We start from the raw sequence: 22,142 nt of genomic DNA, 5'->3' as shown, positions 1-22,142 counted from the left end.
CCCATCTATTATGAGCCTAACTTTTGATTTTATATATCAGTTAGCAACTCAACTGAGAAGCTTTCAATATCTTTACAACGAATTACTGTTAATCTTTCATTTACTTTTGGAGAAAGCATACCAGGTTCAATGATTTTCACGCAGCAATCTTTCACTTCTTTTAATATTCCTTCGATAAAATCCCCTGATTTTGTCTTTATTGAAACCTCTTGGCCTTCAAACTTCTGTAAAAGTTTACATAAGCAGTCATTTTTACAGTCGCATTCATGTTTTTCTTTACATTTATCCTTATGTTTATGGCTATGATCTTTTATATCAACTTCAACTTCAACCTCGATTTCTAATTTACAAGGTTTATCTTTATCATCTTCATGACATTTTTTCATATCAAAATCAACATCAACTTTATAAGGTTTTTTCTTTTTGAAACCCATATTTTTCACCTTCCTCACTATTATATTTGTACTATATTCATACAAAATCAAAAATGTCAGGGCTACTCCCCAGAAATTGGGTTAATCTTGGGAACTATCGAATGTATATTCATTTTACGGTATGAAAGTGATTTAATTTAATGAACTTTTGAACACAAAAAAGAGTACATGCATACATGCACATGTACTCTTTTTTTTGCTACTTTTCCTGTTCTTCAACAAGATATTTAAGCATTGAAAACTTATTATCCCAGAATTGGTCAAAATAGCTTAACCAGTCTTTGATTTCTGTAAAGGTTTCTGGGTGAAGCTTGTAGATTTTTTCTCTTCCTGCCTTAGTCATACCGACTAGATTGGACTCAGATAATATTCGGAGATGTTTAGATACCGCTGTTCGAGTGATCGGAAATTGATCACTGATCGCAGTTACTGATAAATCTTGCTTGGCGAGAAGCATTAATATTTTTCTTCTTGTTGGGTCAGCAATTGCCTGAAAAACATCGTGTTTTTGGACAGCGGACATTACGCCTCAACAACCCCGCGTAGCTTCACGTCAACAAGAGGTCCCCATCCGCCATTCATGCGATCGCGAATAACTTGATGTGTTTCATTAGCCAATGGAATAACTTCCTCTGTGTCTCCCCAGCCAGAATGAACAAGGGTAAACTCTGTCTGCTCTTCTAACTCTTTTAACTCAAATGTAACCACCCATCCATCTGTTCCCCATGAAAATACGAGGCGGTGTGGCGGTTCTAGCTCTAACACTTTGCATGGACTCGGACCAAACGGAGACTGAATGGTAAACTCACTACCAACTTCTTGTTGAAAGTCATTTGGCATAAACCAAGAAGATATTCCCTCTGCAGTTGCTACTGCATTCCATACTTTTTGAATTGGTGCTTGAAACACTGTTGTTTTTCGAATATTTTGAACCTTCATTTTTCCCCATCCTTTTAAAATGATATGTAACCAAAAGGTTTCCTGTTGAGATTATACGAAACCTTTTGGTTTCTTGTCAACTATCTTCTATTAAGTACTCTTATAATTTCCAAATCGTTTAAAATAAAGAAAGAGTTAAGAAATTCTTAAGATTTTTAATGGTCGAATGTTAAGATTTACCGTTTACTATAAAAAGAGAAGAAAGCTGCTAGAAAGTAGGGGGAGTATGAATTCGTACAATGTGCTTGTGGTGGACGATGAAAAAGAAATACGTGATGCTATAGAAATTTATTTGAAGAATGAAGGGGTAATAGTTATTAAAGCTTGTGATGGGATGGAAGCACTACAAATCTTGAAAAAACAAGAAATTCACCTCATTATTTTAGATATTATGATGTCCAACTACGGTCATGAAAGGCTTCTTTAAGATTTCATTAATTATACGGAGCTATTAAAAAACACCGAGGTATCTTTGGAGGAACGAAAATCTTATATTGACATTATCGATCAAAAATCAAAACGGTTGAAAGTGTTAAACTTCTTTTTTAAAAATAATTAGTTGCATTTTGCAAATAATGTGATATAAATAAAGAGAGGTGAAAATATTGGAAAACTTACGTGATTTATTCCAGGTGTTAACAAGAAGATTTGGCATGTTAAATAAAAACTGTTGCTTAGTAGGAGGAATGGAAATTTCCCTCGTCCAGAGTCATATCATCCACGAAATCGATAAGCAAAACAATCCGAGTGTTCAGCAAGTCGCTGACTCACTAGGGATCGATGTGACAACATTTAGTCGGCAGATACAGACCTTAACAAAGATGGGATTAGTAAAAAAGCAACAGTTGCCTGAAGACAAAAGAGTATATGTGTTATCCCTAACAACAGAAGGAAAGTTTGTTTCTACCTCAATTGATAAGGAAATGAACCAATACTTGCAAGAAATATTTTCTCATATGAATGAATTTGAAAAAGATACAGTGATTCGATCCGTTAAATTATTAAATGAGGCCATGTCTAAATCCTCGGTATGTTGCAAGCCGTACATATAAGCAGGTAAACTATCTTGCTTATATTTTTTAATAAAATATACTTGCATTTTACAAATAAAACGAGGTGGAGAATTGTGGAAGAATTAGTAAAGAGTTTTTTTAGTATTGCACTAGAATTAACCGTCTTATTTGTAGGGATTTCTTTTTTAATTAACGTCCTACAAGGCTATATCCCATATGAAAAAATGGAGAAAATGATGGAGCGTAGCCACGCGCTAGTTAGTGCATTGATTGCCCTTGTGTTTGCCTTCGTCACTCCTTTTTGCTCTTGCTCGACCATTCCGGTTGTGGTGAATTTATTAAATAAAAAGGTGCGCTTTGGTACGGTCATGATCTTTTTATTTGCATCTCCCGTTTTAGATCCAACAATTTTGACGTTAATGACAGCTACACTCGGTTGGAAGGTAGCAATTGTTTACACATTGTTAACAAGCATTTTATCAGTAGCGATCGGATTCAGCCTAGAAAAACTTGGTTTTGAGAATCAGGTGAAAAATGTCATTATGACTGGATTTAAAGATCCGAATAAAAAACTAGACTGGAAAGGTGCGTTATTAGAAACCCTTCAGCTCATGAAGACGGTTTATCCATTCTTGCTAATTGGTGCTGCTATTGGGGCAGTGATTCACGGGCTTGTACCGACCGAATGGATCACCACTTACATGGGAACTGACGACTGGTGGTTAGTACCGATTGCTGCGATCATTGGAATTCCCTTATATATCCGACTTTCTACAATGATTCCTATTTCACAAGTCATGATATTGAAGGGGATGGCACTCGGCCCAGTCATGGCGTTAATGATTAGCTCGGCAGGTGCAAGCTTGCCAGAATTGACCCTACTGAATAGTATTTTTCGAAAAAAGCTTGTTGCAGCGTTTATCGCATCCGTAATGTTGATGTCCACTTTATCTGGTTTTTTATTTTATTTAATATAGGAGGAATGTAAAGATGAACGTATTAAAAAGCTTATTTGGAAAAAAGGATCAAACTTGCTGTGAGGTAAAAATTGTTGAAAAAGTTGAATTTGAGTCATGTTGTAAAGAAGAAGAGGAAAAAAGAGACGAGAAAAAATAAAAACTTTCTGCCTCCTAGATAATAGGAGGTTTTTTCTTGGTATTAAATAAAGGACTTATCTTTATGCACCTAGAATATCGGTAGAATACTAATCAAGGAGGGAAATAACATGAGTGAACATTCCCTAGACTTTATCGTTTCTTGCATGGCAACAAGCACTTTTTACAAAGAAATACAAAAAATACAAACAGAACATCGTTTGAAATTGGCAGAAATTTGGGGGATTAAAGAAGGGGAGCGTGTTCTTGAAATTGGTTGTGGTCAAGGAGACACAACGGCCGTATTAGCGTATATGGTAGGTGAGAAAGGTCGGGTTCATGGAGTAGATCTAGCCTCACCTAGTTATGGTTCACCGATCACGCTAGGTGATTCCATGGCGTATTTAAAAAAATCAAAATTAGGCAAGCAAGTAAAAGTAGATTTTGAGTTCGATATATTATCTGCAAACTTTAAAGTTGAAGAATTTGATGCTATTGTTATTTCCCATTGTAGCTGGTATATGAGCTCGCTCGATGTATTGATTGATATATTGAAGAAAGTTAGACCTTTGGGGAAAAAGCTGTGCTTTGCAGAATGGGATACGAGAGTGGAGCAAGCGGAACAAGTACCACATTTTTTAGCCGCTTTGATTCAGGCGCAGTACGAGTGTTTTAAAGAAGTTAGCATAAGTAACATTCGTACACTGCTTTCCCGAAAGGATATCGAACATGCTTTTAAAGAGGGAGGTTGGACAGTGATGGATGAGGTCTCGATATATTCCCCGAATCTCCAGGATGCTGAATGGGAGGTTCAACAAACCTTGCATGCCTTTGAAACGGAATTCGATTCTTTGGAAATGCCAAGGAAAATGAGTTCTCTACTTCGTACAGAACTTTCTTTATTGGAGGAGGCTGTAAAGGGTAGAAAAATCAAACCATTGAATGTGTTTACATTGGTGGGGGAGTAAAATTAATAGTCAGCTCCTTTTCAATTGGTTGAATAGGAGCTGACTTTATTACGATCGAAAGGATGGTTTTGATAGCGAGCAAGTAGGATAAGTTATATCAGGGACATAGTACGACAGCTTTTTTAAGAAATAACAAGCTTCAGGAAAATGATGTTCAAGAAAACGTAATGTGGACTGATTTAATACTTCCTCATCTTTGTATAACTGGACCATTTTTTCTACTAAACTGGTAAATCCGATAACAGCGATCACGACATCTCTTGCAAATTGGAGTTGTATCGGAAAGCCTTCTGGCGTAAATCGTAAATACCCTTTAATAGCCTCGTTTTTCACAATGAACGACTGGAATATTTGCATGTATTCTCTTGTTTGTGTTACTAGTGCCAGTTCAACTCCATCAAGTGCTCGAGCGAGTAAGGCCGCATGCCCCGCTTGGTCTTCAAGCCATAAATCCATTAAGTCTACAAGTGGGAGTATGGGAGGGGTTTGCCCGTTTACATAAAACCTTAGCATTCGTAAATATTCTTGGTTTTCCCCTAGTGTTCCATTTAAATAGGTTGGAGTTAAATTCAAGTTCACTTTATTTTCAATGCGTAGGCGCTGAAGATGACCCTCAAAATGAAAATACCCATTGGCAATCGGATAGATTTCTCTTGCGAATGTGATCATTTCAGAGGATGAAACTGATCCTGCCGGTGGGAGGCTAGATAGTTTTGAAAGCAAGCCGCGAAATAATTGGATATATTGCTTTGCCGTGTTTACATACTCGACTTCACTAGGAGATAAGAAATCGTGAATAAAGTGGGCGTGATCTTCTAATACTTCAAGCCAAAAAGCATGTTCTTCAAAAACCGAAATGGGTTCATAGCTCATGTTCATACCCCCTACAAAATAAACTCAAGTATTACAGTTTATGAGTAACGAGAAAGGGTAAGAACGATTAATTCCCAAATGAAAAAACCCGGGAAAGCACCCGGGTTGGACCTACCTATAACGTGTTACATATTTTTCGTATATGACTTGAAAACCGTACATAGCCATTGTTTTAAGTAAGAAAATACTAGACAGTTGAAATCTATTTAATCGTACCAGAGTAACATATCCCATTTTACGAAACCCTCGCATCATTCCATATGTAAATAATGAATCAACAATTATATTTATAATAAAATATAATTTAAATTTTCCGAAAGTGTATTTTAATATCCAAATGGAACCAACGAAAAATGGTCCAAGAATGAGTGGTAATTCATTAAGTACATTTGGTTTGATATTAGATGGAAACCACCACCATTTTCTTCTCTGTGCAACCATTCCTTCGATTATGAGATAGAGTGAGATAAAACTGGCACCCGGAAGAAACCTTTTTACTGTCTTTCCGCCAATCAAAGGGACTGACAACCAAGGTAGTATAAAAAGAAGAGCTATATACAAATTAAATTTCTTCAACGCCATCAGCATCCTTCTTCACTTATAATAATTTAGTGTGGCACAAGAAATGGAAACGTATGTGTTTCATTTAGAAAAAATTTGAAAAATAATATACAAAAAATGGTATAGTAAAAACTAGGAAAGATTGAATAGGGGGAGGATGGAACGGTTTATGATTAAAGGAAATTCCATATTTATAAGACCGCTTACGCTTGATGATGCGGAGGAATGTCTAGACTTTCAGGTGCGCAATCGATCCTTTTTTGAAGCATTTGCGATGGAACGTCCAAGTGACTTTTATACGATTTCGGGACAACAAAACTTAATCGAAAGAAAAATCTCTGCAGCTGAGAAGGATACAGATTATTATTTCGGAATTTTTCTACCATCAACAGGGGCTCTTATTGGTACAATGCAACTTTTTCAAGTGCTCCGAGGGTCTCTCCAAAGTGCGTACATCGGATATTTCTTAGATAAGAAGCATAACGGCAAAGGCTATACAACAGAAGCGGCCAAGCTCTTGGTAACATTCGGATTCGAAGAGTTAAAGCTACACCGCATAGAAGCGGGAGTCATGCCGCATAATATCGCCTCCATACGAGTGTTGGAAAAAGTGGGCTTTGAAAAAGAGGGAATCGCTAGGAAAAATGTAAGAATCAACGGAAAATGGGAAGACCATCAAGTATTAGCGATTATAAACCCACTGGATTGAGTGGATTATAAACCCCTGTCGGTTATGTGTGCTGACAGGGGATTGATAGAACTGTGATAGTGAAGAACTATTTAAAAGTCCAATAATGATTCAAGAAAAAGTTTACGAGTGGAATCGTCAGCGTGGTAGCTATTTCTCCGATTAAATAATGAAAGGAGAGTACCTGGACGAGTGTATACATGATGACAAAATTCAATGTGAATCCGATAGAGGCTACGATGAAGAAACGCACTAATTTCTGCTTTGAAAACTCACCGCCAAAAGTAAACTTCATATTAAGAATGAAAGAAAAAAGAGTCATGATAACAAAAGAAATAATGGAAGAGATTATAGGCTCCTTACCTATTCGCTCTACCAATATAAACATTGAAAGAAAATAGATACAAGTGCAGATGCAGCCAACTAAGCTATACATCATAAATTTTTGAACAATGGGTTTCCTAACAAGCATATAGGCATCCTTTCTAAATGGCTGTTAGTTCTTTTATATCATGTACGATGCGTATTGAAAATATTTTTTCTATAATCATTAACTATTTACATAGTAATTGGATATACTATACAATGGAAATGCAACCCATTATATTTTGATAAGGGAGTATGTTTTATGTTAGGTGTCGTTCTTAACTAATCCAATCAATTGGATACGAGCATTCCGGTTTGTTTTCTAACCTTGAAAATTTCAAGGTTTTAGGAAGCTTATTTATCTATGGCCGCGAATGTAGTTAAGAACAATGGTCAAAAACAAGCATACTATCCTTAGCCGAGAGTGTAGCTGTGTACCACTGTGTAACAGCTTTTTATTTTGGTTAAATAGTCTGAACAGAATGCTTTTTAATAGGATTCTGTTTACTTGCCGCGTTGACTCGTTCAACGCGGCTATTTTTATTTTTAGGAGGAAAAAAAGTTGAATAATCATACGTTTGAAACATTGCAATTTGAAGTGATTAAAGAGGAAATTGCCCATTATGCGTTAACCAACCAAGGAAAAGAAAAAGTGTTACAACTCACACCTTCCTTACATTTAATACAAATCCAATCATGGATCGATGAGGTAACTGAAGCAGTGGAGATCATGAAAAAGAGCTCAAGTGTACCAGTTCACGGACTAGAAGGAATTGATACTTTACTAAATAGTATCAATAAAGGGGTTGCTCTTCGTGCTGACATATTAATGAAGCTTCATGAATTTTTAGATTGCTGTGGGAAAATGAGACGCTTTATGAAAGATAAGGAGTTTATGGCCCCTCGAGTCACAAGCTATATTTACTCCATTGATGAATTGCCTGGATTGGCAGAGGAAATTAATCGCTGTATCCGAAACGGAGTTGTTGACGATTACGCAAGTAAGGAATTACTTAAAATTAGAAAACAATTGGCAATACAAGAGGAGCGATTAAAAGAAAAACTTCAACAAATCGTCCGATCATCCAAACTAAAAACCTATTTGCAGGAAAGTGTTATCAGTCAAAGAGATGGAAGATACGTGATACCAGTGAAAAAGGAATATCGTCAAAAAGTAAAAGGGACGGTTCTAGATACTTCTGCTTCAGGATCGACGTTATTTATTGAGCCTGAAGAAGTTACCACTTACCAAGACCAACTTACCTGGATAAAGATGGATGAAGAAGCAGAAACTCAAAAGATTTTAATGTATCTTACCGGGTTAGTCGAAGGAAAAGAACAGCAAATCCGATTGGCAGTCGAAACAATGGTTCACTATGACTTTTTGTTTGCCAAGGCAAAGTTTAGCCGAGCAATCGATGGGAGAAGTGTATCCATAAACGAATCACACTTTATTGAATTAATTGAAGCAAGACATCCTTTATTAGGTAAGAATGTTGTCCCATTATACTTTAAGCTCGGTGCACCTGAAAATGCGTTAGTCATTACAGGTCCTAACACGGGTGGGAAAACGGTTGTCATAAAAACCGTCGGACTCTTAACACTAATGGCCCAAGCGGGTTTACACTTACCGGTTGCAGAAGGCAGTTCAGTGAGTATTTTTCAAAATATCTTAGTGGATATTGGGGATGGACAGAGTATTTTAGAAAACCTAAGTACCTTTAGTTCACGAATCGTAAATATTATTGACATTTTAAAAGAAGCCAATGATCGTACGTTAGTTTTATTGGATGAGTTAGGTTCAGGAACTGATCCCGCTGAAGGAATGGGGCTTGCAACAGCAATCCTGGAGCAACTCTATAAGAAGGGAGCGACATTATTAGCAACCACTCATTACAGTGAAATCAAAGAGTTTGCAGATCACCAGGAAGGATTCATTAACGGATCAATGGAATTTGACTTAGACACTCTTCGTCCTACGTATCGTTTAATTATAGGAAAGGGAGGAGAGAGCCAAGCGTTTGCGATTGCGTTAAAGCTAGGCATTCACCCGAAAATCATCGAACGAGCTCATCAAATAACCTATAAAGAAGAAAAGGTGTATCCAGAATCGCATGTATCACTTCAGGAAAAAAGAGAACTCGAGAAGCAAATCATAATCAATAAATATCAAGCGAGAGAAAAAGTAATGAAAGTATCAAATCCTTCAGTACAAAAGTTTAATCAGGGTGATAATGTCATCGTCTCTCCTGAAAATGTGTTTGGTATTGTGTATAAAGGTCCAGACGAAAAAGGGAACTACATTGTTCAAATAAAAGGAGAAAAGGGGTCGTATAACCATAAGCGTTTAACCCTTCATATTGAAGCAAGTGAGTTGTATCCGCCAGATTATGATTTCGATATTATATTTCAAACAAAAGAAAATCGAAAGTTAGATAAAATGTTATCAAAGAGACATATGGAGGGACAAAGTATTAATCACGAAAGTTAAACATGATTATTCCTGATTTGGTAAAAGACGACGCAATTGGAAAAGTGCTGCGTTATGCCTTCTTTTTTAAAGGAAAAGGGAAAGATGCTTAGTCATGTGAAAACTCCCTTTAAGTTTGTTATTATTGAACGTGGTTAGGGAAGATATTTATAAAATTTGACGTTAGATTAGGAGTTAGATAGGTGAGTTTTGGTGTACTTTTTATCATTGGAAATGTTTTAGCTGTTGTCATTATTAGTTGGTTATTAAAAAATAAACTACTGTCCCTTAAATTTGTTTTTGTTCGAAAATTAATTATTTTTGGTTATGTCTTATTTCTACTCTCGTTTATTAGTGTTGAGGGGCTAATTTTAAAAGAGGCCTATTCTAAGGAGAATTATAATAAGAAAGAAATAGATTTTGTTGTTATTCTTGGAGCTGGCTTACGAGGAGAAGAGCCTTCAAAAACTTTGCAAGGAAGATTGGATGCAGGCTTAGAATTTTTGTTAGATAACCGTGAGATCCCTGTCATTGTTTCGGGTGGTCAAGGTCCTGGGGAGACAATTACAGAAGCAGAGGCAATGGGAACATTTTTGGTGGAGAACGGCGTTGAAAAGGGACGAGTGTATTATGAGAGTCTATCCACTGACACGAACGAAAACCTAAAATTTTCTAGTGAAATGTTGACTCGACTTGGTGTGAATAAACCGAAGATTCTTATCATTACAAGTGATTATCACTTGTTTCGAGCAAAGCTTTTAGCAGAGGAATACGGTTTAACTCCTTATGGGCTTGGTGGAGATTCACCATTTTTTGTGAAGGTAAATTATTATATTCGTGAGTATTTTGGTGTGGTAAAGGATTTCGTTTTGTGAGTTTTATTTGATTTTTAATGGAATTGGTTGTTTGTCCTGTACCAATCTTTTCATCCTTAAATACAATATTATGTGTATTAGTTTGAAGGGAGGAGTGACAGAATGTCTTTGTTTATGGAGAAGTTTAACAAAAGGTATAAAGAAGCTGCTAAAGCAGAAAAAACAAAAGATAAAAAGAAAAAGAAGAAAGGTAAAAAAAAGAAATAAGAAAAGTTCAATCCAAAAAAATAATTAAGTAGCAATCTAAAATCAATCACCAAGTTTTGAATACATGAAACGTTGGTAATTGATTTTTTTGTCTATTTTCCGAATATGAGTGGAAGGTGTACTCAAATTTAAACAGAATAATAAAAATGTTCTAAATAAAACATAATTTAAGGGTAACTCCAATGTTCTAGCTATAAATCTAACTTGTCATCCTAATAATTGTTATTCTAATAAAATATTTCAAATATTAGCTAATTCTAGGAGCAATAATAAATACAATAATCTCAACTTTTCTACTTCCTCATGATACTATTGTAGTAGTATAATATAGGATAAAAGTAATTCATATGTCGTAGCAACAAGTTCTGAACCACACAATTATTCGAACTAGTGGAGGATAAGATGTATATAAAAGTTGAGACATTGGCAGATCTTAATACATTTAATGAAATCTGGATGGAGTGTTGGCTCGAGAAGGGCTATATGCTAGATCCGACCTTTGATGAGACAGATCGATTTATTATTCTTGATCAAGAGAATAGAGAAATTGGTACAATTGAGTTCAAATCCTACCTTCCAACGAAGCAAAATTACATTAACACGGTTTTCCCCTTTCACGAGATTGAGATGCTAGAAACAAATCCCATGAAGGTCATTGAAATAGATAAGGTATCTATTTTAAAGAAATATAGAGGGAAAAATCTTGAAAGATTATTATCCCTGTTTGTTCATTACACAGAATTCTATCAAATGAACTATTGCGTGGTTCTTTTGGAGAGAGTATTCTATAGAGCATTAAGAAATGTATACAAAATACCTATCGAACCTGTTGCAGATCAAATGTATTACAAAGGTGATTACGTGATACCAGCAATTATTCACTCCCATGAAGTGTATACAAAGAAGGAAGACTATCCATGGATTATTCATTCTAATCAAGGGTTCGAAAGGAAACCGATTTATACTTAAAAGGAGAAAATAATGTTCGCCCTCAAAAACAAAAAGTTTGCTTATCTTTTTATTGCTTTTTTTATTCTTACCAACTTCTTATGGAATTACTTCTTTCAGCATAAGCAAGCCTTTTTGGACTGGGGTGGAGTTACATTCCAAACCATTGCCTGCTTAACATCTTTTGGCTGGCTATTAGCAACGTATAAAAATGACGACGGCAAGGCCAAGAAGTTTTGGTTGTATTTAGGACTAGGAATCTTAAGTTATATTATAGGGATTCTTATTTGGGTTTTTTACGAGTTTATCTTAGGTGTTCATGGAGATACACTTCTTTTGCCAAAAATCTTTTGGATTGGACAGAACGGGTTTTATTTTGTTGCCCTTTTATACATGATGAACGTTGTAAAAAGTAAGTTACTTACCATACGATTTTCCTTTGATATGTTGATCATCATGGCCGTTGCAACCACATTTAATTGGGTGTTCATTATCGCTCCGTTATTAAAAATGAAGGGAAATCCATTTCATCTCGTAGAACTCATGTACCCAATATTAGATCTTGGGGTTTTAGGAGGAGTCATCAGTCTTTTTATTGCTTCAAATTCTGTTTTCAATAAAAAGACTTTATATCTATTAGTAATAGGTTTATTAGTACAAATAATGGCTGATACGATTTTTTCATTTCTAACAGTAAAAAATTTGTACACGGTTGGAAGTATCTCGGAGCCATTATGGATCCTATCATTATTTATTCTTGCTTTGGCTGGACTTTATCATGAAGCTCCGTCCAATGTGAATGGCGAGAAAAGATACGAAACTGAGAGCAAGAACAAATTCTTCATTAAGCATAGCTTGCCTTATGTGGGAGTTGTGTTGCTATCATTGTATGTGATATCTCAAATTTACCATACTGCTCCTGTTGTTGTTGGATTGTTTTTAACGATTTTATTAGTGGTTTTAAGGCAACTATTTACCTTGTTAGAAAATGATAAATTGGTTTCTGAATTGAATGATTTAAATGAACAACTCGAGGTAAAGGTTAAAGAAAGAACTGACCGTTTAGTTGAAACGATTAATCAGATGGAGTATTTAGCCTATCATGATGTTGTGACAGGCTTACCCAATAGAAGATTTATTGAAAAGCGGCTTTCAAGAGCGATCAGTAACCATAATGTACGTAGTAAAAAGAAAATCGCTTTCTTATTACTAGATTTAGATCGCTTTAAGCATATCAATGATAGTCTTGGACATTCATACGGGGATTTATTGTTAAAAGAGGTTGGAGATAGATTAAGTTCGAGTCTTAAACCCGATGAGTTAGTGTGCCGTATCGGTGGAGACGAATACGGGATATTACTCGAAAATACCAATGAATTACAAATTGAGAAAATTGCGGAAAAAATTCTTACTGTCCTCCGTAAAACTTACGATATTAGAGGGGAAGAACTATATGTAACACCTAGTATTGGGGTGTCGATTTTCCCAGAACATGGTAACAACTTTGAGTCCCTATTAATGAAGGCTGACACAGCAATGTATAAAGTGAAGGAAGCCGGCAAAAATCACTACAAAATATATCATGCAGAAATGGACATAGAGCCCCAAGTAACAATGGAAAACTCGTTACGAAAAGGGATAGAGCGGAATGAACTAGAGCTTTACTACCAGCCTCAGGTTTCTCTTGAAAACAATAGTATTGTTGGTGTAGAGGCGTTGTTGCGTTGGATTAGACCTGATCTAGGGATGGTTCCACCCTGCGAGTTTATCCCTCTGGCAGAGGAAACTGGACTTATTCTTCCTTTAGGAGAATGGGTATTGAAAGAAGCTTGTTTGCAATCTGTAAAATGGGAAGAACAGGGTCTTTTACCGATTCGAATTGCTGTCAATATATCAGCCATCCAATTTCAACAAAATAACTTTATTGAAAAGGTAACCGAGACTTTATTTGAAACGAAAGCAAATCCAGAGAATATTGAACTAGAAATTACGGAAAGTGTGGCTATGGGTTCAATAGAAGAAACACTTTCTAAACTCAACTCTTTAAAGGAAATGGGCTTCCATATTGCTATGGATGATTTTGGTACAGGCTATTCTTCTTTGCAATATTTGAACCAGTATCCTATTGACCACTTGAAGATTGATCGATCTTTTATTTCTTCACTAAATACTAGTGAGAAAAATGTTGCCATTGTTAAATTGATTGTTTTGATGGCTAAAGGATTAAATTACAAGGTGATTGCTGAGGGAGTAGAAGACGATAGTCAAAAGATATTCTTACAATCCATTGAATGCGACGAATATCAAGGTTATCTGTTCAGTCCTCCTTTAAACAAGCTGGATACAGAGTCATTATTGCAGCATCAACTTAATAAAAGTTAAAAAAAGAGAAGCATTTCTTCATGAAGAAATGCTTTTTTGAAAGCATAGTGTCTTATTTTTGAAAAGAGATGAAAGTTTGATTAGAATGATTATGATAAAGTATATATCCAAGTGGGCATAGGTTGTCTAAGGTATACATACATAACTGCATATGGTATTGGAGGATTCATATTGGAAATAGGTGTAAGTACATTTGTAGAAACAACACCGGATGTAGTGACGGGTGAGGTAGTGAGTCATGCACAACGGATCCGCGAAGTAGTGGAAGAAATCGTTCTAGCTGATCAAGTCGGTTTAGATGTGTTTGGGGTAGGGGAGCATCATAGAGAAGATTTTGCTGCTTCTTCTCCAGCAGTAGTATTAGCGGCTGCCGCTTCAAAAACAAAACGTATTCGTCTTACGAGTGCGGTTACCGTTCTATCATCTGCTGATCCTGTTCGTGTGTTTCAAGATTTTGCAACCCTTGATGCAATCTCAAATGGCCGAGCTGAAATTATGGCAGGACGAGGGTCATTTATTGAGTCATTTCCATTGTTCGGGTACGATTTAGCGGATTATGATGAATTGTTTGAAGAGAAGTTGGATTTATTACTGAAGATTAGGGAGTCTGAGATTGTTACTTGGTCAGGTAACCATCGACCGGCCATTCATCAAAAAGGAGTATATCCACGTCCGGTCCAACATCCACTTCCGGTATGGATAGGAAGTGGTGGGAATTCTGAATCAGTCATCCGTGCTGGAATTCTTGGCCTACCACTCGTATTAGCGATTATTGGAGGAAGACCCGTACAATTTGCTCCACTTGTTGAGCTTTATAAAAAGGCAGCTGCTCATGCCGGTCATGATGTATCAAAGCTATCGGTAGCTTCGCACTCTCATGGATTTATTGCAGAAGAAACGGAATTAGCTGCGGACAAGTTTTTCCCATCAACCCAACAGGTCATGAATGTACTTGGGCGGGAACGCGGTTGGGGGCATTATGGTCGTGCTAGCTTTGATGCGGCACGTAGCTTTGAAGGTGCTTTGTACGTAGGAGATTCAAAGACAGTGGCAGAAAAAATCATTTATTTACGAAAAACTGTAGGGATTACACGTTTTATGCTTCACGTACCGGTTGGGTCTATGCCTCATGAAGATGTAATGAAGGCAATAGAATTACTAGGCAGGGAAGTGGCTCCAATCGTGAAGGAAGAAGTTGCAAAATGGGAAGCGTCTTTGGGTATCGAGTAATGCCAAATCATTTGACTTCTTGGCTTGCTTACGCGTATGATTGCTAGGAAGATAATTAATAATCGAAGGGGAGTAGCTATAACAGCAAAGTCGTCACTACGAGATGAAAATCTCCGGCTTTGTTGGGCAATCTTTGTTGCTAGCGAGACCTTTGCCATTGTTTTGGTAAAGGTCTGCCCCTTTTCGTAAGATCATTACCACGATGGTAGTGATCTTTCTTATTTTTCAAGAATAAAAAATATGGAGGAAAGAAGAATGAAGAGAAAGTGGATGGCGTTAACATTAACGGCGGTTATAGCATTAAGTGGTTGTTCGTTCTTGGAAGAAGTGAACGGAACACTTAACTATGTAAATCAAGCAACAGATTATGTAAATGAAGCGACGGAGTTTGCTAACGAAGTACCAGCTATGGCCGAGCAAGCAATTTCAGATACACAAGCATTAGCAGAATTAGAAACAAGATTATTAGAGATGAAACAAGAGATTGAAGCATTTAGTCAACTTGAAGCTCCGAGTATTGCGGAGGAGCTCCACCAACAAGTTATTGAGCAGAATGATAAGGCATTAGAAGGGATAAATGTATTTTTATCAAATATTGAAAACGGTGAACTGGATCCTACTTTGTTGGAAAATACCGAATTATTTACAACCATACAAGAGTTAACGGAGCTTTCTGATCAAATTCAGCAGCTTGGTGAATAATGCAGTCGAACACCATTGTGGCCAGAAGGTTGAACTAATGGATAAGTAGGCGTGGCATATAGTTTCAGAAGTAATGTAAATTTAAAAGAAAAGGTAAGCGTTATCGCTTACCTTTTTTTCTCAATGGGATAATAGATACTGCTTATGCTTTACTAAAGACAGGCATCCTTAAGATTGATAATAGCATAAAGCTGAGTTTATCAAGCTTATATAATATTTTTACAATCATCATAAAGGAATGGATTAGCATGTTCAAAGTATCACCCTCCACATTGAATTGTGTTTTTTCAACACAGTATTAGTTTGCTTTAATAATTTAAGCGTATTCATTAAGGCAATCTCGTGAATTAATGTAGTAAGTTCTTTTATTTGAATTCGAAAAGAATATAATGGAGAAAAATGTTGCTGTCACTCATGGAGGAATGTGTCGTGGATTGGGTTGTGGCGTTATTAAAGGAACCACTGCTATTATTATTTATTATCTTATTTTTAGGGTCCGTTCTCGGACAAATGGAGATTAGAGGGTTAAGTCTAGGCTCTTCAGGTGTTCTTCTTGTGGCCATGTTTTTTGGTCATTGGGGCTATGATATTCCTCAAACTGTTCAGAATCTCGGATTAAGCTTATTTATTGTCGCGATTGGTCTACAGGCTGGACCACGCTTTTTCCGGATGATGAGATCTAGTGGAATGATTTTTGGGTTTATTGGGTTAATTATTGTATTTGTCGCAGCGGTTACAACTGTCGTGGTTGCGAAGGTGTTTGATTTATCACCTGCACTTAGTATAGGAATTATGACAGGAGCATTGACGAGTACTCCTGGTCTTGCAGCTGCCTTACATGCTACAAATGATCCGCTAGCATCGGTTGGCTATGGGATTGCTTATCCATTTGGTGTTTTAGCTGTGGTGCTTTTTGTTCAATTATTGCCAAAGGTACTAAAAGTGGATATGGAAAAGGACCTGAATGAATCAAGTGGTCCTGTTAGAAATGAAGAATCTCCTGAAGTAACAACGATCGAGGTCATGGATCCAAATATAAATAAAAAAACGTTAAAAGAGTTACGTTTTAACAAATATGGTTCTGTAGTCATCAGTCGAGTGATTCGCGGAGACAGAAATATTATTGCTTTGAATGATACGGTTATCTTGAATGGAGATCGATTGGTAGCAGTTGGCTTAAGGGTAGACTTAGATCGAATTATTGAAGATGTAGGAAAAGAGGTTTCTACGAATTTAAAGAACCATGACCACGTAAAGATACGTAAAGTAACGGTTGATTCGGAAGAGATCATTGGCAAAAACATAAAAGAACTAGAACTAAGAAGGAAATATGGAGTAACGGTTACAAGAATTGAACGTGGAGGATTCGAGTATAACCAAAGTGCACGATGGCCACTCGAAAGAGGCGATATTTTAACATTGGTTAGTAGTGAAGACCGTTTAAACGATGCGGAAAAGCTATTTACTAGAAAGACTCTAGTAGTAACGAATATCCATATCCTATCGCTAAGCTTAATTTTATTGATTGGAATTGCGGTAGGAATGCTTCCTATTCATCTTCCAGGGTTAGGTACCATTACACTAGGTGTTGCAGGGGGACCACTTTTTATCGCATTGTTTATTGGGCATTTTGGAAAAATTGGCCCGATTCGAGCTCGTTTTTTTCAACCTTCTAATCAAGTGATCCGTGATATCGGACTCGTTTTATTTTTAGCTGGAGCCGGAACAACAGCTGGTCAAGGGTTAGTTGAGGTAATTCAGGAAGAAGGCTTCCGCCTGGTGTTTGGTGGGGCATTAATCACAGTCATACCGATGATTGTAGGCTTCTTTTTATCAAGAAAGGTATTTAAGATGAGTGTTATCCATTCTCTCGGAGCGTTATGTGGGGGCATGACTAGTACACCAGGTTTAGGGGCGGTGAATCAACAAATCGATTCAGATGATGCATCGATTGCCTATGCGGCTGCTTACCCTTTTGCCCTTATCTTTGTCGCGATTATTTCGCAGTTGCTTATTTTTTTCCTATAAGAATATTTTGAGTAACACCTCTTTTTAGAAGGAGGTGTTTTTTGTATCGGATGGTTGAATCAAAAATTTCTGTAGAGTAAATACTGTGTATATATGGAAATTGATTTAAAAAAGAGGTAAGTATGGATAATTACACTAATGAAAATACAGCAAGAAGGTACAAAGCTCATGTAAGTATTCTAGGAACAACTCAACTTCATATTGGAAACCCCTATGTAATAGGTTGGTGGAGTGCTGCTTTTCCTGGCTTTGGTCATTTGCTACTGTCTAAATATATACGGGGATTTGTACTATTTATATGGGAAGTTTTTGTAAATGTAAAATCAAATCTTAACTTGGCTATGATGTATTCATTCCAATGGGAAATTGATAAAGCAAAAGAAGTCCTAAATACGAGATGGCTATTAATTTACATTCCAGTGTATTTGTTCGCTGTTTGGGATAGCTATAGAACAACAGTTGATATGAATAAGGTATATGTATTGGCTGAACGTGAGGAACATCCATTTAATTCCTTTAGTATCGGTGCTTTAGAAATTAATTATTTAGACAAAAGATCTCCTTTAATGGCTGTTATATGGTCGTTATTTGTCCCTGGGCTGGGGCAGCTTTATTTACATCGGATAGTGACAGCTTTCTTCGTTATCGTTTGGACTGTCGTCTTTTTTTATTTTTCGCATGGTCTTGAGGCAATCTCTCTATTGTTTCTAGGAAAGATAAAAGAGGCAACCAATGTCATAAACGGTGAATGGTTATTGTTTTTTCCTTCGATTTACGGGTTTGCCGTTTATGATGCTTATATCAATACAGTTGAAAACAATAAATTGTATGAAAAGGAACAACGCTTCTACTTTGTTAAGAATTATCAATCTAGGAACTTTCAAATACTAAAAGGTCAAAAAGTGAAGTGAAAAAATGTGCAGCTGTTCTCCACGTTTGAACATACAATTCATATTGAAATGGCTATAGCAACATTAGAGAAAAAGGGCATTAAAAAGGATGCAATTTTTGTCATTCCACTTGATAACCGGCAAGAAGACAGGAAACTGTTTGATTCACAACATCGATCAGATGGGACATCTTTTGTTGATATTGGAATGGCATTAGCAACAGCTTGTTCTGTTGTAACAGCAAGTATTGGATTTAATTTGTATTTGGGACCTATATATTGGGGGTTAATCGGAGCGTTTGGAGGATTTGTTATTGGCTTTGCCATTCGATTGTTGACAGAATTTGTGTTAAAGAAGAGAAGAAGACGGTTAAAAGGATATCATTCAGAAATGATACTGATCATTGATTGTGAAGAAAGCCAAGGTGAGATGGTAGAGAATCTCCTTTTTGAACATTTTGCATTAGGAGTCGCAAAACTTATTCAATGAGAAAGACGATAAACAAAGCTTAGGGGAAGTGTCCTAAGCTTTGTTTCATTTTAACATGACTTCTTTTTTCTCCATGCTATCTGATTCTGAAGTGACACTTTTTCCAGTATAAAGGAACATTCAAATGTTTCTTGTGCGTTCGTTACGGAATAAACTCCTTTAAGACTAGTTCCAGCTTTCCCACATGAATGGAGTTTGCCAACGCCACCATATACTTCATGATCGAACAGTTGATAATTAAGGGAATATTCTAAGATACCCTGTTTATTAAGTAACCCGACTAACTCTCCATTTTTAATGCTTTCACCTTTAATACTTGCATGAATGAGTCGGTCGTATTGTTTGAAAGAAAAAATTGTTCCACTAGGGAAAAGTGGTGTAGCGTCAATGGTTGTGCAAATAAATAATTTATTGTTGTAATCACTCATTCTTCTTCATCCCCCAACCGTTTTCTGTTATAGTCAATAAAATAATCATCAAATGTACGAATTGGAACTACAAGAATGGTAGATCCTTCAGCCTTAATCGTTAAATAAGCGAAAAAATAAATGGTGAAGCATAGTGCAATTAACCCTAACATCGTACTTCCCCCTTTTTTGTGTATGGAGAAAAGGTAAAAGATGATAAGATTACTAGTAAGATATACCATTCTAATGAAAAACCATTTCTCCTTGTTTATTACATTTTTAGCATAAATGGTGAAACGCGTTTCAGAGCAAGAAAAAGTTTTTTAAAGGGTGAGTGTATGGCAAATATTCGAGAAATAGCAAAAATGGCTGGGGTTTCTGTTACGACTGTCTCCCGTGTATTAAATGATCACCCATATGTGAGTGAAGAGAAAAAGGCAGCAGTACACCAAGCGATGGAGGAAGTGAATTATCAGCGTAATATCAATGCTGTTCACTTAAGTAAGGGGAAGACGTATTTGATAGGAGTGGTTATTCCTTTCTCGAATTCTCCTTATTTCGGATTTTTAGTAGAGGGAATCGCAAATGAAGCCGTAAAAAACAATTACAAGCTCGTTCTTTTTCAAACAAACTATGAGTTGAATAGAGAAATAGAAGCATTAAATATGCTTAAGCAAAAACAAATCGATGCCTTAATTATTTGTTCAAGGATTAGTGGCTGGGAAGTAATCAATGAGTATAAATCATATGGACCGATTATTTTAAGTGAAGAAGTAGAAGACAAGATCGTGTCCTCTACTTATATTGATCATTATAAAAGCTTCACGATTGCCTTAAATTATTTGCATCAAAAGGGGCACCATCGAATCGGTTATTGCATCGGGAGAAAATCAGGAACGAATAGTGAAATGCGAGAAGCCGCTTATAAGAATTTCCTATTAGAACATGGGCATCCATTTTTACAGGATTATATTTTTTATGATAGCTTTCGTTTTGAAGATGGGGAGGGAATCGTCGCCCGTTTAAAAGAAATGATCTCTCCCCCAACCGCTTTATTGGTTACAAGTGATCAAGTAGCTGCAGGAATTATTACTTGTGCGAGAGAACTAGGAATACTTGTTCCTCATGAGTTAGCTATTATGGGTTTTGATAATCAACCAATTGCCAAAATTATGAACATCACTACACTCGAAATTCCTCTAGTTGAGGTTGGAAGAAAATTATTTATTCAAGCGATGCAGTACCCAATGATCTTTCAGGAAGAAATTGAAGTGAAGTTAATTGAGCGATTAACAGTGTAGTTCATATTAAAATGTCCCATGAATATAGTCTACAGAAAAGACTATAAGAATGGTGGGATTGGCGTGGGGTACTATGTAAAAGTGGAACCAGGTGTATCTGTTCATGTGGAGGATTTAAATCCAAGGAGTGAAAAAGCTATTCTGTTTCTTCATGGCTGGCCGGCCAATCACAAAATGTTTGAGTATCAATTGAACCAGCTCCCACAACAAGGCTATCGCTGTATTGGAATGGATGTAAGAGGATTCGGAAAATCGGATAAACCTTTTACCGGGTATGATTATAACCGGTTGGCAGATGACGTAAGAGCAGTGGTGGATGCTTTACAATTAAGAGATATTACTCTTGTTGGTCACTCAACAGGCGGTTCGATTGCAGTAAGATACATGGCCCGTCATGGTGGATATGGAGTATCAAAGCTAGTACTACTGGCTACGGCGGCGCCTAGTCTCATTGAGCGGTCATATTTTCCATATGGATTAAAAAGGGAAGCTGTCCTAAAAATAATTCAAGGGACATATACCGATCGTCCCAAAATGCTTGAAGACTTTGGAAAAATGTTTTTTTATCAATCAGTTTCAGAACCATTTTCTTCGTGGTTTTTTCACTTAGGATTAGAAGCGGCGAGCTGGTCATCGGCTGCGGTTGCGAACACCTGGCTATACGAGGAACAGTTATTTTATGATCTCGGAAACATTCGAGTACCAACATTAATTCTTCACGGAATTCATGACAAAGTTTGTCTCTTTCCACTCGCCCATGCGCAAAAACAAAGTATCCCTAACTCTAAGTTGATTCCGTTTGATCACAGTGGTCACGGACTGTTTTGGGAAGAGCGAGAGAAGGTTAATCGGGAAATAGTTGCGTTTGTGGGGTGAGGGGACTTTGTGATTGTTTGATGGCCCGCTGTTACCAAAAATTAGTGATTTGAGGGAACTAAAAGTTTTATCATAAACCAAATCACCCCACACCTAACTAGATACAGAAGGGTGTGGGGTTTGTTTTACATCCCGGATTTAGGGTTTGTATTGAACTTGCCGTTTTTGTTTTCTTTTTCATGCCCGTGCATTTGATCGCCGCCGTTACCCTTCTCTTTTACAATTTTTCCACCTAGTTTAACATTTGGGTTATCTTTTTCAGTCATGATTTTTCACCTCCATCCTCTTTACTATCCAAAAAGAGGGAGGATTCTATTCAAGTACGAAAAACTTTTATTATCAAGAAATGGAATCAAAGATAAAGATGTGCGAATTGGTTACTTTGTCACTTGAGAACAAAT

The 22,142-nt window shown here is 36.6% G+C and carries 25 protein-coding genes and 1 pseudogene; 17 read left to right on the top strand and 9 right to left on the bottom strand.

Translation table 11 applies throughout. The features are described 5' to 3' along the window. Positions 1 to 29 precede the first annotated feature (29 nt). The 3 genes from ACGLXV_RS10620 to ACGLXV_RS10610 all read right to left on the bottom strand — a co-directional run bounded on the left by ACGLXV_RS10620 (position 30) and on the right by ACGLXV_RS10610 (position 1,373). The gene (locus ACGLXV_RS10620; protein ID WP_391558551.1) at positions 30 to 434 is read right to left on the bottom strand and encodes a hypothetical protein; all 405 of its coding nucleotides are present in this window, start codon (positions 432 to 434) and stop codon (positions 30 to 32) included. Between the two features lie 199 nt (positions 435 to 633). Beyond that, positions 634 to 957, bottom strand: coding sequence for an ArsR/SmtB family transcription factor (locus ACGLXV_RS10615; RefSeq protein ID WP_391558550.1), 324 nt, complete (start codon positions 955 to 957; stop codon positions 634 to 636). Continuing rightward, a complete protein-coding gene (locus tag ACGLXV_RS10610; RefSeq protein ID WP_391558549.1) occupies positions 957 to 1,373 on the bottom strand; it encodes an SRPBCC family protein in 417 nt (138 codons plus the stop codon). The genes ACGLXV_RS10615 and ACGLXV_RS10610 overlap by 1 nt, the downstream gene beginning before the upstream one ends. Positions 1,374 to 1,599: 226 nt before the next feature. Between ACGLXV_RS10610 and ACGLXV_RS10605 the strand changes: the two are divergent. The 5 genes and pseudogenes from ACGLXV_RS10605 to ACGLXV_RS10585 form a co-directional block, all read left to right on the top strand. Beyond that, positions 1,600 to 1,770, top strand: a pseudogene (locus ACGLXV_RS10605) (response regulator); the annotation flags it as partial. Positions 1,771 to 1,978: 208 nt separating this feature from the next. Then, positions 1,979 to 2,425, top strand: coding sequence for a MarR family winged helix-turn-helix transcriptional regulator (locus ACGLXV_RS10600; RefSeq protein WP_391558548.1), 447 nt, complete (start codon positions 1,979 to 1,981; stop codon positions 2,423 to 2,425). Positions 2,426 to 2,496: 71 nt separating this feature from the next. Continuing rightward, positions 2,497 to 3,363 (top strand): permease, encoded by an 867-nt coding sequence (locus ACGLXV_RS10595; RefSeq protein WP_391558568.1) that lies wholly within the window; start codon positions 2,497 to 2,499, stop codon positions 3,361 to 3,363. A gap of 13 nt (positions 3,364 to 3,376) precedes the next feature. Next, positions 3,377 to 3,502, top strand: a complete 126-nt coding sequence (locus ACGLXV_RS10590; RefSeq protein ID WP_391558547.1) for a hypothetical protein — start codon at positions 3,377 to 3,379, stop codon at positions 3,500 to 3,502. 109 nt (positions 3,503 to 3,611) lie between these two features. Further along, the gene (locus ACGLXV_RS10585; protein ID WP_391558546.1) at positions 3,612 to 4,448 is read left to right on the top strand and encodes a class I SAM-dependent methyltransferase; all 837 of its coding nucleotides are present in this window, start codon (positions 3,612 to 3,614) and stop codon (positions 4,446 to 4,448) included. Positions 4,449 to 4,496: 48 nt separating this feature from the next. On the opposite strand, the gene ACGLXV_RS10580 is transcribed toward ACGLXV_RS10585, so the two are convergent. Together ACGLXV_RS10580 and ACGLXV_RS10575 are read right to left on the bottom strand one after the other, a co-directional pair. Next, complete coding sequence (locus ACGLXV_RS10580) at positions 4,497 to 5,321, bottom strand: DUF2935 domain-containing protein (protein WP_391558545.1); 825 nt, start codon at positions 5,319 to 5,321, stop codon at positions 4,497 to 4,499. Between the two features lie 111 nt (positions 5,322 to 5,432). Further along, the gene (locus ACGLXV_RS10575; protein WP_391558544.1) at positions 5,433 to 5,903 is read right to left on the bottom strand and encodes a hypothetical protein; all 471 of its coding nucleotides are present in this window, start codon (positions 5,901 to 5,903) and stop codon (positions 5,433 to 5,435) included. Between the two features lie 148 nt (positions 5,904 to 6,051). Here ACGLXV_RS10575 and ACGLXV_RS10570 point away from each other — a divergent pair, with 148 nt between their 5' ends. Further along, entirely contained in the window at positions 6,052 to 6,591 is a 540-nt protein-coding gene (locus ACGLXV_RS10570) for a GNAT family N-acetyltransferase (RefSeq protein ID WP_391558543.1), read from the top strand. 67 nt (positions 6,592 to 6,658) lie between these two features. Here the strand turns inward: ACGLXV_RS10570 and ACGLXV_RS10565 are convergent, their stop codons facing one another. Then, positions 6,659 to 7,006 (bottom strand): GtrA family protein, encoded by a 348-nt coding sequence (locus tag ACGLXV_RS10565; RefSeq protein WP_391558567.1) that lies wholly within the window; start codon positions 7,004 to 7,006, stop codon positions 6,659 to 6,661. A 492-nt stretch (positions 7,007 to 7,498) separates the two neighbouring features. Between ACGLXV_RS10565 and ACGLXV_RS10560 the strand changes: the two genes are divergently transcribed. From ACGLXV_RS10560 to ACGLXV_RS10520, 9 genes are all read left to right on the top strand, one after another. Beyond that, positions 7,499 to 9,427, top strand: a complete 1,929-nt coding sequence (locus ACGLXV_RS10560; RefSeq protein ID WP_391558542.1) for an endonuclease MutS2 — start codon at positions 7,499 to 7,501, stop codon at positions 9,425 to 9,427. A 182-nt stretch (positions 9,428 to 9,609) separates the two neighbouring features. Continuing rightward, positions 9,610 to 10,281 carry a YdcF family protein gene (locus ACGLXV_RS10555; RefSeq protein WP_391558541.1) on the top strand — a complete coding sequence of 224 codons (672 nt, stop codon included), beginning with the start codon at positions 9,610 to 9,612 and terminating at the stop codon, positions 10,279 to 10,281. Between the two features lie 609 nt (positions 10,282 to 10,890). Beyond that, positions 10,891 to 11,457 carry a hypothetical protein gene (locus tag ACGLXV_RS10550; protein ID WP_391558540.1) on the top strand — a complete coding sequence of 189 codons (567 nt, stop codon included), beginning with the start codon at positions 10,891 to 10,893 and terminating at the stop codon, positions 11,455 to 11,457. Between the two features lie 12 nt (positions 11,458 to 11,469). After that, the gene (locus ACGLXV_RS10545; protein WP_391558539.1) at positions 11,470 to 13,818 is read left to right on the top strand and encodes an EAL domain-containing protein; all 2,349 of its coding nucleotides are present in this window, start codon (positions 11,470 to 11,472) and stop codon (positions 13,816 to 13,818) included. A 171-nt stretch (positions 13,819 to 13,989) separates the two neighbouring features. Next, the gene (locus ACGLXV_RS10540; protein WP_391558538.1) at positions 13,990 to 15,048 is read left to right on the top strand and encodes an LLM class flavin-dependent oxidoreductase; all 1,059 of its coding nucleotides are present in this window, start codon (positions 13,990 to 13,992) and stop codon (positions 15,046 to 15,048) included. A gap of 255 nt (positions 15,049 to 15,303) precedes the next feature. Continuing rightward, positions 15,304 to 15,750: a DUF6376 family protein gene (locus ACGLXV_RS10535; protein ID WP_391558537.1), complete on the top strand. Its 447-nt coding sequence runs from the start codon at positions 15,304 to 15,306 to the stop codon at positions 15,748 to 15,750. A gap of 429 nt (positions 15,751 to 16,179) precedes the next feature. After that, on the top strand, positions 16,180 to 17,778 hold the full coding sequence (locus tag ACGLXV_RS10530; protein ID WP_391558536.1) for an aspartate:alanine exchanger family transporter: 1,599 nt from the start codon (positions 16,180 to 16,182) through the stop codon (positions 17,776 to 17,778). Between the two features lie 122 nt (positions 17,779 to 17,900). Then, entirely contained in the window at positions 17,901 to 18,689 is a 789-nt protein-coding gene (locus ACGLXV_RS10525) for a hypothetical protein (protein ID WP_391558535.1), read from the top strand. Positions 18,690 to 18,695: 6 nt separating this feature from the next. Further along, complete coding sequence (locus ACGLXV_RS10520) at positions 18,696 to 19,157, top strand: hypothetical protein (RefSeq protein WP_391558534.1); 462 nt, start codon at positions 18,696 to 18,698, stop codon at positions 19,155 to 19,157. Positions 19,158 to 19,207: 50 nt separating this feature from the next. Here ACGLXV_RS10520 and ACGLXV_RS10515 read toward each other — a convergent pair whose 3' ends face one another. After that, positions 19,208 to 19,585 carry an avidin-fold protein gene (locus ACGLXV_RS10515; protein WP_391558533.1) on the bottom strand — a complete coding sequence of 126 codons (378 nt, stop codon included), beginning with the start codon at positions 19,583 to 19,585 and terminating at the stop codon, positions 19,208 to 19,210. Beyond that, entirely contained in the window at positions 19,582 to 19,737 is a 156-nt protein-coding gene (locus ACGLXV_RS10510) for a hypothetical protein (RefSeq protein ID WP_162927727.1), read from the bottom strand. Before ACGLXV_RS10510 ends, ACGLXV_RS10515 begins: the two co-directional genes overlap by 4 nt. A 165-nt stretch (positions 19,738 to 19,902) precedes the next feature. On the opposite strand from ACGLXV_RS10510, the gene ACGLXV_RS10505 reads away from it, so the two are divergent. Both ACGLXV_RS10505 and ACGLXV_RS10500 read left to right on the top strand, forming a co-directional pair. Next, the gene (locus ACGLXV_RS10505) at positions 19,903 to 20,865 is read left to right on the top strand and encodes a LacI family DNA-binding transcriptional regulator (protein WP_391558532.1); all 963 of its coding nucleotides are present in this window, start codon (positions 19,903 to 19,905) and stop codon (positions 20,863 to 20,865) included. 63 nt (positions 20,866 to 20,928) lie between these two features. Next, the gene (locus ACGLXV_RS10500) at positions 20,929 to 21,741 is read left to right on the top strand and encodes an alpha/beta fold hydrolase (RefSeq protein ID WP_391558531.1); all 813 of its coding nucleotides are present in this window, start codon (positions 20,929 to 20,931) and stop codon (positions 21,739 to 21,741) included. A gap of 125 nt (positions 21,742 to 21,866) precedes the next feature. Here the strand turns inward: ACGLXV_RS10500 and ACGLXV_RS10495 are convergent, their stop codons facing one another. Further along, positions 21,867 to 22,007: a hypothetical protein gene (locus ACGLXV_RS10495; RefSeq protein ID WP_391558530.1), complete on the bottom strand. Its 141-nt coding sequence runs from the start codon at positions 22,005 to 22,007 to the stop codon at positions 21,867 to 21,869. Positions 22,008 to 22,142 lie beyond the last annotated feature (135 nt).

The organism is Robertmurraya sp. (assembly GCF_036676585.1).
Classification (GTDB): domain Bacteria; phylum Bacillota; class Bacilli; order Bacillales; family Cytobacillaceae; genus Robertmurraya_A.
Note: the sequence above shows the minus strand (reverse complement) of the source record. Positions and strands in the feature narration are given on the sequence as shown.